The 14154-nt window shown below is 61.4% G+C and carries 9 protein-coding genes; 6 read left to right on the forward strand and 3 right to left on the reverse strand.

Going from position 1 to position 14154, the window contains the following annotated elements:
• The 6 genes from ACTJGZ_RS07375 to ACTJGZ_RS07400 form a co-directional block, all read left to right on the forward strand.
• Nucleotides 1-1902 (forward strand): TonB-dependent receptor domain-containing protein (locus tag ACTJGZ_RS07375; protein ID WP_441662293.1); only part of this gene is annotated, 1902 nt, incomplete at its 5' end.
• A gap of 4 nt (nt 1903-1906) precedes the next feature.
• Entirely contained in the window at nt 1907-6202 is a 4296-nt protein-coding gene (locus ACTJGZ_RS07380; RefSeq protein ID WP_441662294.1) for a cobaltochelatase subunit CobN, read from the forward strand.
• Complete coding sequence (locus ACTJGZ_RS07385) at nt 6199-6741, forward strand: MotA/TolQ/ExbB proton channel family protein (protein ID WP_441662295.1); 543 nt, start codon at nt 6199-6201, stop codon at nt 6739-6741. Before ACTJGZ_RS07380 ends, ACTJGZ_RS07385 begins: the two co-directional genes overlap by 4 nt.
• Nucleotides 6742-7050: a DUF2149 domain-containing protein gene (locus ACTJGZ_RS07390; protein WP_441662296.1), complete on the forward strand. Its 309-nt coding sequence runs from the start codon at nt 6742-6744 to the stop codon at nt 7048-7050. It abuts the gene before it with no gap.
• 220 nt (nt 7051-7270) lie between these two features.
• Entirely contained in the window at nt 7271-7801 is a 531-nt protein-coding gene (locus ACTJGZ_RS07395) for an RNA polymerase sigma factor (protein ID WP_441662297.1), read from the forward strand.
• Nucleotides 7802-7927: 126 nt separating this feature from the next.
• Complete coding sequence (locus ACTJGZ_RS07400; RefSeq protein ID WP_441662298.1) at nt 7928-8959, forward strand: FecR family protein; 1032 nt, start codon at nt 7928-7930, stop codon at nt 8957-8959.
• A gap of 41 nt (nt 8960-9000) precedes the next feature.
• On the opposite strand, the gene ACTJGZ_RS07405 is transcribed toward ACTJGZ_RS07400, so the two are convergent.
• From ACTJGZ_RS07405 to ACTJGZ_RS07415, 3 genes are all read right to left on the reverse strand, one after another.
• The gene (locus ACTJGZ_RS07405) at nt 9001-9939 is read right to left on the reverse strand and encodes a hypothetical protein (protein WP_441662299.1); all 939 of its coding nucleotides are present in this window, start codon (nt 9937-9939) and stop codon (nt 9001-9003) included.
• Nucleotides 9940-10285: 346 nt separating this feature from the next.
• Nucleotides 10286-12490 (reverse strand): hypothetical protein, encoded by a 2205-nt coding sequence (locus ACTJGZ_RS07410; protein WP_441662300.1) that lies wholly within the window; start codon nt 12488-12490, stop codon nt 10286-10288.
• Nucleotides 12491-12495: 5 nt separating this feature from the next.
• Nucleotides 12496-14001 (reverse strand): surface lipoprotein assembly modifier, encoded by a 1506-nt coding sequence (locus tag ACTJGZ_RS07415; protein WP_441662301.1) that lies wholly within the window; start codon nt 13999-14001, stop codon nt 12496-12498.
• Nucleotides 14002-14154: the final 153 nt, after the last annotated feature.

Genomic DNA, 14154 nt, shown 5'->3' on the forward strand with positions numbered 1-14154 from the left:
CTGCTGGGCAGTGGCGCTCAGGCGCGAGAGCCGGCTCAGGTAGCGGCCATGGCGCCAGTGGTGGTGACAGCAACGGCGGGCGCGAGAAACCTGGCGGATGTGCCGGCCAGCGTGACAGTCATTGAGGGCGCAGCTTTGCGCGAGCGGCCAGTGCTGGATTTGGCAGATGCCTTGCGCGGCACGGAAGGGGTCAATATCCAGAGCGCAGGCCTGGGGCGGCGGGCCATTTCCATCCGCGGTATGGACCCTGCGCATACGCTGTTCATGGTGGATGGCAAGCGTATCAGTGCTTCTTCATCGGGAATCGCCCACTCGGATTATGAGCTGGGCTGGGTGCCAACTGAGGCGATTGAGCGGGTGGAAGTGGTGCGCGGCCCCTTGTCGTCGTTATATGGTTCGGAAGCCTTGGGGGGCGTGGTGAATGTGATCACGCGGGCGGCGACGGATGAATGGCAGGGCTCGCTGTCTTCTTATTATCTGAAGCCTGGCCATGATGCGGGCGGCGGGCAGTTTAAGACCGGGCTGTATGCCGGCGGGCCATTGGTGGAAGGAGTACTGGGCCTGAGCGTCTGGGGGGAATCCTTGCGCCGTCATGCGTTGGAGGATGAATCGAATCCTGGCTTGAGCCTGCTGGACCGGAGCGTGTCGCGCAGCGGCAATGCTGCCTTGAGCTGGACGCCGGATAGCCGCCAGCGCATTGATGTCAGTATCGGCGCGGGCAATGAGGAGCGCGAAGGCAGGCGCGGGTCGGCGGCGGCGCAGTATGCGTCCGATGACAGTGTGCGGCGGCGGCAGTATTCCGCCGCCTATCGCGGGGACTGGCAATGGGGCAGCACGGATGTGAAGGTGTACCGCTCCAGCTTGCACAGAGAGAACTGGCGCAGTGATGGCGGCACGGCAAGCGGCCCCAACCGCTTTGCCGATACGGTGGCGGACGCGACTGTCCGCTTGGCCCCGTGGGCCGGCCACACCCTGACCTTGGGCGGAACAGCGCATCGCGAGAAGCTGGAGGACCCGACCGTGAACCGGGCCGGCCGGTTGGCGTTGCAGCATTACGCCGCCTTGCTGCAGGATGAATGGCGTTTGGGCCAGCAATGGGAAATCGTGCTGGGCGGGCGGCTGGATTGGCATGAGGAGTTTGGCCGCGAAGCCAGCCCGCGCGCGTATGTGCTGTATCACCTGAACGAGGCGCTGACTTTCAAAGGCGGCGTTGGCAAAGGCTTCAAGGCGCCGACTTTGAAGCAGCTGTCTCCCGAATATGAGTCTTATGCCGCCATGGGCGGGCGCGGCATTATTCGGGGCAATCCTGATCTGCGGCCGGAAACGGATGTGTCTTTCGAGGCAGGCCTGGAGTATGACGGTGGTGGCTGGCAGGCCAACGCCATGTTGTTTCAGAACGAAGTGAAAAACCTGATCGAGACTCAGCGCGCGGAGCGCTGCGATGTCAAAGGGCGCGTTTGCTTGTACTACCAGAATGTGGCCAGGGCGCGTATCCGGGGGCTGGAACTGGGCGGCGGCATGGATCTGCCGTGGCAACTGCGCCTGGATACGAACTATATGTGGCTGGATCCCAAAAACCGCGAAACGGGTGAGATCCTGGCAGACCGGCCGCGCCATAGCGGGGCGGCGACGCTGGCCTGGATGCCGTTGCCGGACTGGACAGCCAAGTTGCGGGCCGAGGTGGTGGGCAGGCAATACAGCACGGGCAGCAGCACGCGTACCGAGCGCCCGGGCTATGCCTTGTGGTCTGTCTATGCGGATTATGCCGTTAACCGTTATCTGACCGTGCAGGCCGGTGTGGAAAACCTGGGTGACCGCAGGCTGGCAGCGGAAGATGCCGCCAGCTATTCGCTGGCCGATGAAGGCCGGCGCTATTACCTGGGCATGAACGCGAGGTTCTGACGCCATGATGGATGCGGAGAAAACAGGGTTTTCCTTCTGCCGCCGCGCGCGGGTGTTTTTGCGTGGCGGCTTGGTGGGTGGCTTGATGGGTGGTTTGGTGGTCGGCTTGTTGTTTGCCGCCACGATGATGGGGCCAGCCGCCCTGGCGGCCTCGCCGTCCGTGGAAGCTGGGGCGAATAACGTGCAGGCGGTGCAGGGCGAAGCGCAAGCGCCGCTACCTGTGTTGCGCGTATTCACGAATAGTTTCGTGCCCAAGGGAAAGTTCGAACGTTTGCAAGGGCTGGCTGAGGCCGCAGGCATGCAGCTGGAGCATGTGAATGTGGCGCACGCGCCAGGCATGGCCGGGGCCTGGCTGAACGGGGCGGCGCTGGCCGTGCTGGATACGCCGCGGCCAGCGGACCGCACGCAGGTGGAGGCCGCGCTGGGAGCGGCGTTGCGCCAGCCGGACAGCCATTGGCTGGCCGTGGGGGGCGGGGCGCCCGCGCAGGCAGGGCTGGATGCCGTGGTAGCGCGCCGTTTGGCGGCCTACTACGAGGCTGGCGGAACACGCAATTTCCAGTTGTTTTTCCGTTATGCCCAGGCGGCTTTGAGCGGCGGGGACCTGGCCTTGTTTCCTGATCCGGAACCCTTGCCTGCCTCCGGTTTCTATCACCCGGCATCGACACGAATTTTTCCGGCATTGTCGGATTATCTGGCCTGGGGGCAAACGCGCTGGCAGGCAGGCAGCGGCGTGGTGGCTTTTCTGACCCATGCCGGCGCGCTGGGGGATTTACAGACTGATGACCTGGATGTGCTGGTCAGCAAAGCCGAGGCCGCTGGCTTGATACCCGTCGTATTCTGGTTCGATGCCCAGCATCAGACGCTGCCGGAGCTGCTGGGGCAGGGGCAGGTCGATGCGCTGGTCAATCTGGGGCACTTGCAGGATGGCAAGGCACGTAGCGCGGACTTTCTCGCCTTGGATATTCCTGTGCTGCAAACTGCCACATTCCGCCAGGAACCTGGGGAACCCGACTGGGAGCATGCCGTTAGCGGCATGCCGCCGCGCACGCTGGCGATTTTTCTGGCAGGGCCGGAAGGCTGGGGCATGATGGATCCGATCGTTCTGCGCCAATCGGTGCAGGGGGCACAGCAATTGCTGCCCGAGCAGGCGGATGCCTTGATCGGCAAGTTGCAGGGATTAGTGGCTTTGCGTCAGGTGGCGGCGGCAGATAAAAAGCTGGCCTTGCTGTTTTGGAATTATCCGCAAGGCGAGAAAAACCTGGCGGCTTCGCATTTGAATCTGCCGCGCAGCATCGTATCTTTGGCGCATGGGCTGGCCGAGCACGGATACCGTGTGACAGTGCCAGAGGAGATCGAACTGATCCGGCAGGCGCAGGAAATGCTGGCAGCCTTGTATAGACAGGAAGCGCTGGAGACATTGTTGCAGCATGACTTGGCAGATGTCTATCCGGTGCAGGCGTACCGGCAATGGCTGCGCCGCCTGCCTGCCGCGCAGCGCCAGGCATTGGCGCATTGGGGCGATCCTGGCAAGCATTGGGCGGTACGCGAGATTGGCGGCGAAGCTGTGTTCGTGATTCCGCGCTTGCAGCTGGGCCATCTGACGGTGCTGCCGCAGATGCCGCGCGCGGCGGAGATGGGGCAGCATTATCACGATACGGCCAGCGCGCCGGATCACCTGTATCTGGCCGCCTATCTGTATCTGCGCCAGAAGCTGGGTGTGCATGCCCTGATCCATATGGGAACACACGGGACGCAGGAGTGGCTGCCAGGCAAGGACAGAGGCCTGGCCGCGACCGATTTTCCTTTTCTTGCGGTCGGGGATGTGCCGGTGTTTTACCCCTATCTTCAGGATAACGTTGGCGAGGCCATGCAGGCCAAGCGCCGTGGCCGTGCTGTCACGATCAGTCATCAGACGCCGCCTTTTGCGCCCGCCGGGCTGTATGACACGCTGGCAGATCTGCACCAATTGATTCACGAATACCAGCAGCTCGATGAGGGGGCTGCGCAGTCGGTGGCCCGTGACAGGATACTGGCGGCGGCACAGGCCAACCACATGCTGGCGGATCTGGGCTGGGAAACTGAGGATGCGCGTTTGCGCTTTGAGGATTTCGTGCAGGCGCTGCATGATCATTTGCATGAACTGGCGCGCGCCGCCATGCCGCTGGGTCTGCATACCTTTGGCGAACCGGCGGCGCCCGAGCACAGGCTGATGACGGTCATGCAGCAGTTGGGAGAGCCTTTTTATCAAGCGGCGGGGATGACGGATGATGAATGGCTGACGCAAGGCCATGCGGCGGCCCAATGGATGCCCGGCACGGCACCGGAGGCGCTCCAGGCGCAGGCTGCTCTGGATGCCGGCGCTGCCGGGCAGGAGCCGCCGCTGGCAGCTGGGGCGGATTCGGCGGCAACCTTGCAGCAATCCCGGCCTTACCGGCTGTTGCAGACTTCTTTGCGTTCAGCTGCCGATGGGCAGGCGGACGCGCAGGACGGCGAAACCATGACAATGGCATCGCTGAGCCCGGCACTGCGTGCGCAGATGGAACGGGCGCGGCAACTGGATGCCGGCCTGGCGGATACTCAGGAAATCGAAGCTTTGCTGGCCGGTCTGGCTGGCCGTTTTGTGCTGCCGGGGGCTGGCGGCGACCCGCTGCGTAACCCGGATATCGCCAGCGGCCGCAATCTGTATGCCTTCGAGGCGGATCGCATTCCCAGCCCGGCGGCTTACGAAGCGGGGCAGGCGGCCTATGCGCAATTGCTGCAAGCCTATGCCGACAGCCATGATGGCGCAGTGCCGCGCAAGCTGGCGTTCAGTTTATGGTCGTCAGAGGCGATTCGTCATCTCGGCGTGACGGAGGCCCAGGTATTGCATGCGCTGGGTTTGCGGCCCGTCTGGGGGCGCGGCGGCAGGGTGGAAGCCCTGGAAATTATTCCGGCCAGTGAATTGGGCCGTCCGCGAGTGGATGTGGTGGTTCAGGTGACGGGCGTTTACCGGGACCAGTTTGACGGATTCATGCGGCTGCTGGCCGAGGCCATAGAGCGGCTGGCGCAGCTGGAAGAGCCTGACAATGCGGTGGCCGCCAACACGCTTCTGGCCGAGCGGATGCTGCGTGATGCCGGAATTGCGCCAGCCGAGGCGCAGCAAGGGGCGCGTCAGCGTATTTTCGGCAATGCGCCGGGCGCCTACGGGACAGGCGTGCCGCATTTGACCCTGCAGGCAGACGCCTGGGAGGACGAAGCGGCATTGTCCGCGCAGTTTCTCAATAGCAGCCAGTACGCCTATGGCGCAACGGCATGGGGCGAGAACCGCAGCGGCAAAAAAGTGCTGGAAACCCAGCTGTCGGGGGTGCAGGCGGTAGTGATGTCGCGTTCCTCGCATTTGCATGGCGTGTTATCCACGGATCATCCTTTTGAGTTTATGGGAGGTTTGTCTGCTGCCATCCGCCACCTGGATGGCAGCGCGCCCGCCTTGCTGGTATCCGATCTGCGTCAAGGCCAGCCGCGCACCACCAGCTTGCAGCGTTTTCTCTCGGATGAAATGCGGGTGCGTTATCTCAATCCGGCCTGGATCCAGGGCATGCAGGCAGAGGGCTATGCGGGCACCTTATCCGTGCTGGAGGCCACCAATAATCTGTACGGCTGGCAGGCCATGGATGCCTCCACCGTGCGGGCAGATCAATGGCAGGCCATGTTCGATACCTACGTGGCAGATACCCGGGAACTGGGCATGCAGGCCTGGTTCGAGCGTGATAACCCCCATGCTCAGGGACAGATGCTGGAACGCATGGCCGAAGCGGTCCGCAGGGGGTACTGGGATGCGCCGCCGGAGACGCGCCAAAAAATGGCGCAGCGCTGGCAGGAGTTGCAACGCGATTTCCAGGTAAAGGCAGGCGCTGCCGTGACGCGGGCCTATCTGGATGCCATGGTGGCCGGGTATGGCTTGCAGAATGGGGCGGCAGCACCGGATGCGATGACAGCGCCGCCTGCCTCGCAGGCGGACGCGCCTGAGGCACCGGAAGGATTCGAGGCGCCTGCGCAGCCGGCGCACGATGCGCCAGCCAGCAGCCGGCCACTGGAAAACGTGGCCGGGCAGGAGCTGCTGCGGCACCAGGATGATGCGCCGGGGGAGGACGATCCCTGGCGGCATATTGGCCTGGCCCTGCTGCTAGTGCTTTTGCTGGCGGCCGGTGCTGGCCAATATTGGCGAGGCAATCAACGGGCGGTTCTCTTGGCAGGCAGCGGCTTGGCCCCCGGCTCAAAACCGGTATTTTCAGGAAAGACAAAAGGAAGCGGAAGCAAATGATAGGTGCGCATAGCCTGGAAACAGGCCTGTATGAACTCTCCCGGATTCTGTTATGGCCGGTACTGGTATTGATTCTTGCCGCGCTGGCTTATGCCTTGTATGCATTGGGTGGTTTTGGTGCCGAATGCCTGGCCCGCTGGCGCGGCAGGCATCAGTCCTTGCTGCGCGGCCTGTGGCTGGCGCAGCAAGGGCACTGGGCGGCAGATGATATGGAACTGTGGATCATGAAACGCCTGGAGTGGCTGCGCATGGTGTCGCGTGTGGCGCCTATGCTGGGGCTGATCGCTACCATGATCCCCATGGGGCCGGCTTTGCTGGCCTTGGGCAAGGGCGACACGGCAGCGGTAGGACAGAATATGGTGGTGTCTTTTGCCGCTGTGATCCTGGCGCTGGCTGGCGCCAGCATTGCTTTTTTTGTGCTGACAGTACGCCGCCGCTGGCTGTTGGAAGAGCTGCGTGCCATCGAGAAAGGCCAGGCTCAGAATGCGGGTCATGGCATTGCCGCTGCGGCGGTGATGGCCGTGCGCAAGGAGCGGTGAATGCGTTTTCTGGAATCCGATGAGGCTGACGACCCGATTCTGTCGGTCGTGAATTTGATAGACCTGTTTCTGGTGGTGATCGGTGTGCTGATGGTGGTGATTGCCAGCAATCCGCTCAACCCTTATGCCCATGACAAGGTCGTGGTCGTTGAAAATCCGGGAGAGGCCGATATGCGCATCACCATCAAGAACGGCCAGGAGCTGCAGCATTATGAGTCCTCAGGCCAAATGGGGGAGGGGCAGGGGATGCGCGCCGGTACCACCTATCGGCTGGAGGATGGGCGCATGATCTATGTGCCGGAAGACTGAGGGAGCCGGTGCGGCGGGCGGCGGGATAGAAAAAGGTTGAGAAATATCTCAAAATCGGCGATGCTTATGTCTGATATGATAATGATTATCATAAGTCTTGGCGCTATGGCGGCTGCCCAGAGCATGGTCAGCTAGTTCAGAAGCGTATGCCGGCAATTGCAGGTTTTCTGCCGCTCCATCCATTTTTTTCGTGGCGGTACTGGCGTATCGTGGGCACCAGATGAACAACGTCGTGGAAGAATTGCTGGCCTGCTACAACAAATTGTGCAGGCACCTGACGCGCGAGCTGAGGGATCCGCATACGGCTGATGACATTGCGCAGCATAGTTTCGAGAAAGTCTATGCCAAGATGATGCGTGAGGGGGCGGCGGCTATCGAGTCGCCGCAGGCGCTGTTGTTTCACACGGCGCATAACATCGTCATTGATTTCATCCGGCAACGCAAACATCAACAGGATTATCTGGAAGCCAGCCTGGCTGCGGCGGAAGCGCAGCCTTGCCACGCGCCTTCCGCGGAGACCGTCGTCATGTATCGCCAGCTGATGGAAAAAGTCGTTGCCAAGCTGGAAGATCTGCCCGGGCGCCGCCGGGACGTCTATATCCTGTTCCGTGTCTATGGCTATTCACGTACGGAAATCGCGCAGCGGCTGGCCATTACCGAAGCGGCGGTGGCCAAGCACGTTGTGCGGGCGACACTGGATTGCGCGACAGCCTTGGCCGATTTGCGGGATCTGGCCGGACCGGAATGCTAGGCGCCCAATGTTGACGATGCTGCCGCAGCTTGCTCCGTCCTGTTGCCGTTTCTGTGGCCGTTTCCGTGGCCGTGACGGCTGTCTGCATGGCTGTTGCGGCACGCGCTTGTCCGGGCAAGGTCAGGCATGAGTCTGACGAATCCCCGCCCGGTGGCACCGTCCGAGCGCATGATCACGCATGCCTTGCGCTTGATTGCGACCGTCGCTGTTGCACCCGATGATGAAGCCCAGATGGCTCAACAGGAACTGGAACGGTGGGTGCTGCGCTCGGAAAGGCACGCCATGGCGCATGCCGAGGCATTGCGGCGCTGGAATATGCTGGGCCGTCTCGGTACTGATTTGCGGGATCAGTTCGCGGAACCGGCGCCGCGCCGTACTATCCCTGCGGGTTTGATGTTCGCCGCGGTATCAGAGCAGCCCGGACGCCGGAAATTTCTGGCGCTGGCGGCGGCAGGGCTGCTGGGCGGAGCGGCCACCTGGGCCTGGCAGCGTTCCCAACGGGAATTCAGCCGCCGTTACCGGTCCCGTATTGCGGAAACGTTGGCGCTGGAATTGCCCGATGGCAGCCAGTTGCACCTGGATGCGGACAGTGAAGTGCTGGCGGAGCTGTACCCCGGCAAACGTGAAGTTGCCTTGCAGCGGGGGCGGGTCCGCTTTGATGTGATGCCGGATGCGCAGCGGCCTTTTGTTGTGCCTTTGCGCATAGGCGAGGTTGAGGTCGTCGGTACGGTATTCACTATCTCCGACCGGGGGGAAAGCGTGCAGATCAGCGTCTCACAAGGGCATGTGCGCTGGCGGCCGGAGGGATGGCGGAAAAGTCAGAAGGTGGATTTGTACGCGGGCGATCAATTGACGGTCCATCCCGACCAATCCCCCCGCGTGGTTCGTGGCACGGTGATGCCTGGCGGGGCGGCGGATAGCTGGCGCGATGGCTGGCTGGTTTTTGACAATACGCCCTTGCAGGAAGCCCTGCCGGCGCTGAATGCGTATTTATCCCGGCCTTTGAAAAGCGCAGACCCGCGCGTAGGGAAATTGCGGCTGACCGCGCGTTTGCGCGCGGATGACCCACAAGCCTTGCTGGCGGCGTTACCCTTGATTCTGCCGGTGCGGCTTGAGCCGGATGTTGCGCGCAACGCCGTGCTGCTGCGTTTGCGCTAAGCGCAAGATGATGGCAGGCCGGAGGCGCTTAGCGATTACGCTTAGCTATTAAAGACTGCTTGCGGGGAATCTGCCTGGATAACGGATAACAGCCAATGCCGCAATTGTTCTGCCGATGCCTGTTCCAGGCGCTGCTGCAATTCCGCAGGCAGGCGGCCAAAGCGTTGATGCAGCAGGGCGGCAAGCGTTTGAGATAGGCCTTGTTCTAGCCCTTGCTCCAGTCCTTGTTCAATCCCTTGCTCCAGGCCCCTGCGCAGCCAGACACGTTCAACGCTTGAGATATATGCCACTTTTTGCTCCTGTTCCAGTTGTTCCAGGGTGAGGGTGAAAGCCTGGTCCTGTTCGGTAGGCAGCCGCAGAGCATGGTCGATGAACAGGAATAATTGCCGTATATCGGTTTCCGTATAGTCCAGCTGATAAAGCTGGCGTACCAGCTGGATTTTTTCATGCAGTTTTCTGCGGGCAGAAAGGGGGCGCGCGGCGGCCTGCAGTTCTGCCAGAATAATCATGGCAAAAGGATTGCGCCGGGCTTGTTCCTGCAACCCCTTTTCCTGCCCGGCCCAGTCCTGTAAATGTATCACCGGGGCGGTGTAGCGGAGGGTCAGAAAATTGCCGGTCAATGGGGCATAACTGTGTTCCAAACGACAGATTTTTCTTGAATTCTTGCTCTTGGTGACAATGGCAAACTGCACAATGTCATGCCTGGGGTAATGCGCGGCCAGCCTGCTGTAGTAGCGGAACATGCGTGCCGGAAAATCCTGGTCCAGGCGGGCCTGGACTTCCGTGTGCATCAATAGCAGCAGAGGGCCATCGCGGGTCTGCAGTTGCGCGAGTTTGTCCACATAGAGCCGGTCACGGTGAAGGCTACCGCCGATACGGCGCAATTCCTTGTCCAGAAATACCGGTGCGATACGCCAGTCGATCAAGGCATGGAAATCAGGCCAGAACAGGGCCGTGCAGGGTTGCAGCCAGGTTTCCAAGGCATCTTTCCAGTGACCATCCGAATCCGTGCGCGATGGCTTTTCCGGAATCAGGGCTGAAGCTGCCAGCGGGCTGCCAGGATAAGGCGCGGACCGTATCCGCGTGGCGCCGCGTATAGTGCCGGATTGGCCGCTGCGGCAAGAGCGGGCAGGACAGCGCATGCGCTGCGGGGAGGGGGCGGGCAACATCATGATAAACAGGCGGGTTGGCGATAAACACAGCATGCGCGGCCTGGCGGTTCCTGCCAAGGCCAGGCGTGCTGAAAATGTCGCGCCTCAGGCCGCCTAGGCGCAAGTGCATGGCTGATCCACGGCATGCACTTGCGCGGTCTTGGCAACTAGGGGTTCAGCGTTTCCGGGAATGGCCGGCTGAATGATGGGCCGCTTTGCTGCCCGTTTTTCGGCTGGCCATCAGCGCAAGCAGCGCCAGTCCCAGAGGCCAGCCTAGCGGCCCGCCGCCGGAGCCGCCCCCCTCATCGTTATCGTCACTGGGGCCAGGCTTTTCTTCCTGCGCGTCGCCAACCTGCAAGGTCACGGCATCACCAAAGACACGGCCTTGGGCGTCGCGGCAGTCCAGCTCGTAGGTGTAGCGGCCATTCTGTGCCGGTTGCAACTGCAGTTTGCCTGATACCCCCTGGGCGCCGGTAAAGCTACCGTCGCTGCTGCGGGCCTGGCAACTTAGGCTGTTTGTGCTCCAGCTTAGCTCGGCGCGTTGTCCGGCCTGAATGCTGGCCGGGTTCAGCGTCAGCATGGCCGGAATCGTGAGATCCAGGGCAAAGAAGGAGCCGCCGCCGCGTTCACTGCCGGGTGTGTAGCGGCTGGGGTCGATATCGTCGCCGCCGCCCGAGCGTGCGTAGCCCCCCCAGCGGTTGGCGCCCAGCAGGGTATGGATATGCCTGCCGTCCGCCTGGGTCGTGACGGGGCCGCTGCTCAGGCCTATTGGGTGCGTGCCTGCCAGAATGGCCATGCGGTGCACGATTTCGAAACTGGCCCCATCTTCTTCTGTCGTGGTGTGGCCGGGTTTGACCCGGAAGATGGTGCCGTAGTCTTTCACTGAGCCTAGTTCGCCGGTTTCCGTATTCCTGGCATTGGCCACGCGATTGGCCGCCGTCCCGTAGAGCCAGCCATCCTTGGCTAGAACCATGGGGCCGTAGGGGCGGAAGGTGTTGGTGTTCAGGTCGCCCGTGATGCTGCCATCGGACGCAGCGGTATTGAACACATGGACATGTTCAATTGTTCCGCCAGGGCCCTCGGCTTTGTTGTAGCGCCAAAGCACTTTATCTGTCGTGCCGTACAGATAGCTGCCGACTTCGACCATGCCATTAGGGGCAGGTGTTGCTAATCCGCTGGATTCGAATACTGTCTGGCCATCACGGGCGCGCGCCAGGCTTTGCAGGAAAGTGATGGGCGGCGCATCGGTGCCGTTCAGTTCCGAGGTGCGAACCGCCAGGATGGCAGCGCCAGCGGAATCATCCATGGGGATGCTGGCGTTGGGGTAAGTGCCTACCCATTTTGTTGCTGAGTTAACGGTTTCAGAGTTGAAGGCAGTATAAGTGTTGCCCCCGCCCACCAGCACATAAAGCGTCCCGCCATGGTCTGAGCTGTGAATGACAGCGTGGGTATTGCTGCCGTTGGGCCAGTATTCGTAGGTAACGACTGGCTCAGAGCTATCTGGATAGCGATAGTAGAGAGTGTCGTTTACACGAAGGCCACTCTGATCTCGGCATTGCATTGTGTTGTTGAAGGCTCGGTATGTGCAGGTAATACCGGGAGGAATGGGGTTGATTTGTATTGGTAAGGCAGGACCAGTTGAAGAATCGGGAACGGTTGGTTTATCCGTCGAGCGTTTCGGTTGGAACACAATGCTGAGGTCATTGGTATTGCTGAAATAGTAGAGTCCGGAATTCCAAGCTGGAATATATAAATTTCCCTGCGGATCCTCTGTCCAGGTGGTGCCAAACGCCCCAAGTTCCAATCCCCCCACTTGATAATGGGGCGAGAACTCCAGCGCATTATCGACTTCCAGTACGTCAGGGGCGGGTTGCCCGGGTGTCCACTTCAGGATGGCGCTGCGTTGTTCTGGCCGGCTCCATTCCAGCTGATTGTCCAGCGGCCGCTGATAGGGCCGCCAGCCATAAATCGTACCTGTCGCAGGGCTGACATACTCCAGCATGGCGCCGCGGCCGAGATCCTGGCCCTGGATATCGCTGGCATCAAGGGTCTGAAAGGCGGCTGCAGGCGCTGCCGTGCCGACGAAGAGACGCCCCCAGCGCTGCAAAAAGGCCTTGCCTTCCTTGCCGCCGTTGATCACGCTGCCATACAGCTTGCCCTGGCTGTAGAGCAGCATCCCAGGCTGAGTGCCCGGCAGTTGCGCTGTATTGAGAATGCCTAATGTGCGGTAACTTGGTGCTGCGCTGGAGGCGGCCTGCGCTGGCACCAGTGCGGCTTGCAGGCCGGCCCACAGAATCAGCGGCGTCAGCAGCGTGTGGGCTATCTGCTGGCGTGGCGCTGGCGCAGCGGTTTGGATGGGGAAATAGGAGCAGGTCTTCATGACGGTCAGAATTGTTTTTCGAATTTCAGGGAGACTTCGTTCTGGTGGTAGTCGAGCATCCAGTCTATGGAGCTGCGCAGGCGGGTGTGCTTGAAACTCAGGACAGGGGTGAAGCCGGCCAGCGCCAGGGCATCGGCCTTGAGCGTGGCCATATAAATGCGTTCCTTGTCGTAGTGCTCTGCACTCAGGAACGGTCCATCGAAGCGCCGGTTGCGCTGCATGCCCATGAGTGTGGCGCTGAAGCTGTTGCCGAATTGCTGGTACAGGCCCAGGCGCGCGCCTTTCTGGCGGTAGCTGTCAGTCGGGCTGTTGTCGGTTTTGAAGCGGGTAAAGTCCACGCCGCCGAATAGCAAAGTATTGGGGGTGAAGGAGTAATAGCCTTGCAGGCCGACATATGCCTGGCGGCCGTCCATGCGCTGGGCGATGTTCTGATCGGTGTAACGGCGCAGCTTGTGTTCGGCCTGCAGGCTCAGGTTGGCTCTGGGCAGGAAATTGTGCCCCCATTCGCCGCGCAGGCCATAGACGCGGTAATCGGTGCTGGCATCCTGGCGGTGCAGTTCGCCCACGAGCAGGCCGGCCAGCGTGTCGCGCGCGCTCTGGTAGGCGTAGCCCGTATGGATGGAAACGTGGTCGTCCGAATATTCCCGGTAGTTGCTGTAGTGCTGGCCATAGGCACTGCTGCGGAACGTCAGGTAATGGTGGCTGCGCAGTTGCCAGTTCTTGTTGGCGCTGAATTCGTAGGCAGGGCCTCGGGCGCGGATGGGTTTGGGAAGACGAGTGATGATTAGAAAAACGGGCGGATCCCCTTTAGGGTTGGGCATTAACTGGAAGATTTCATTGCCATTGCTTTGATTGATATTGTTGTTGTCCACCATACCCAGCGAGATATAGCCGTTCCAGGCCTGGCGCAGGTCCAGCGCATTCAGATAGGCGGTGATGCGCTGTGAGAGTCCGGCGGGCAGCGGCGTGGCCTGCAGGCTGGAAAAGAACTGGTGTGACTCACGGTCTTCTTTGTCCAGGAACAGCAACTGCGCCAGATCCAGCTGGGCGCGGATGAAGCCGGGGTCCGTCTGCAGCGCGCTACGGTAGCGTTCCTTGGCAGCGGCGAAGCGGCCGTCGGCCTGCAACAGGCTGGCTTCGATAAATGCCGCCATGGCGGGTTTGTGTTCGGGCAGGCCAAGATAGAATTTTTGCAGCGTGCGCACGTCATCCCAGCGCTGCAGGTTGATGCTGATGAACAGCGCCCGGCCAAGGTCTTGTTCGCTATAACCCAGGCGCAGGATCTGGCCGTTGTATTCCAGGCTTAACCCGTTGACTTCCGGTTTCAGCGTGAAGGATTCAGCCGTGTCGGCCGCCGGCAGGATGGCCTGTTCACGTTGCTGTGTCAGCGCACGCGCCTTGTCGAAGATCAGGCGCTGGTCATCTTCGATATTGGCGCTGACGGGTTGGGCATTTGCCAGCGGTAGAAACGCGCAGAAAAATAGAGTCAGGCCAGACAACAGATGCAACATCTGGTGGCGCTGGGGCCGTTCAAGGCTGGGCAAGTTGAGAGGGGCTGTACGGGCCAAGGCAGTATCTGTTCACGAATCGGACTGAACACAAAGGCACGGGCTGCCTGTCAGGCAGGCCCGTGCACATGACTACTCCGGTTTTGACCGGTTAGC

The sequence above is a fragment of the Kerstersia sp. genome, from assembly GCF_052103615.1.
Taxonomy (GTDB): Bacteria; Pseudomonadota; Gammaproteobacteria; order Burkholderiales; family Burkholderiaceae_B; genus Kerstersia.

What these genes read in the sequence shown, in the direction of transcription:
- ACTJGZ_RS07395 (WP_441662297.1), top strand. Translation starts at nt 7,271, where the DNA reads ATGAACAACGTCGTGGAAGAATTGCTGGCCTGCTACAACAAATTGTGC.
- ACTJGZ_RS07385 (WP_441662295.1), top strand. Translation starts at nt 6,199, where the DNA reads ATGATAGGTGCGCATAGCCTGGAAACAGGCCTGTATGAACTCTCCCGG.
- ACTJGZ_RS07410 (WP_441662300.1), bottom strand. Translation starts at nt 12,490, where the DNA reads ATGAAGACCTGCTCCTATTTCCCCATCCAAACCGCTGCGCCAGCGCCA.
- ACTJGZ_RS07380 (WP_441662294.1), top strand. Translation starts at nt 1,907, where the DNA reads ATGATGGATGCGGAGAAAACAGGGTTTTCCTTCTGCCGCCGCGCGCGG.
- ACTJGZ_RS07400 (WP_441662298.1), top strand. Translation starts at nt 7,928, where the DNA reads ATGAGTCTGACGAATCCCCGCCCGGTGGCACCGTCCGAGCGCATGATC.
- ACTJGZ_RS07415 (WP_441662301.1), bottom strand. Translation starts at nt 14,001, where the DNA reads ATGTTGCATCTGTTGTCTGGCCTGACTCTATTTTTCTGCGCGTTTCTA.
- ACTJGZ_RS07390 (WP_441662296.1), top strand. Translation starts at nt 6,742, where the DNA reads ATGCGTTTTCTGGAATCCGATGAGGCTGACGACCCGATTCTGTCGGTC.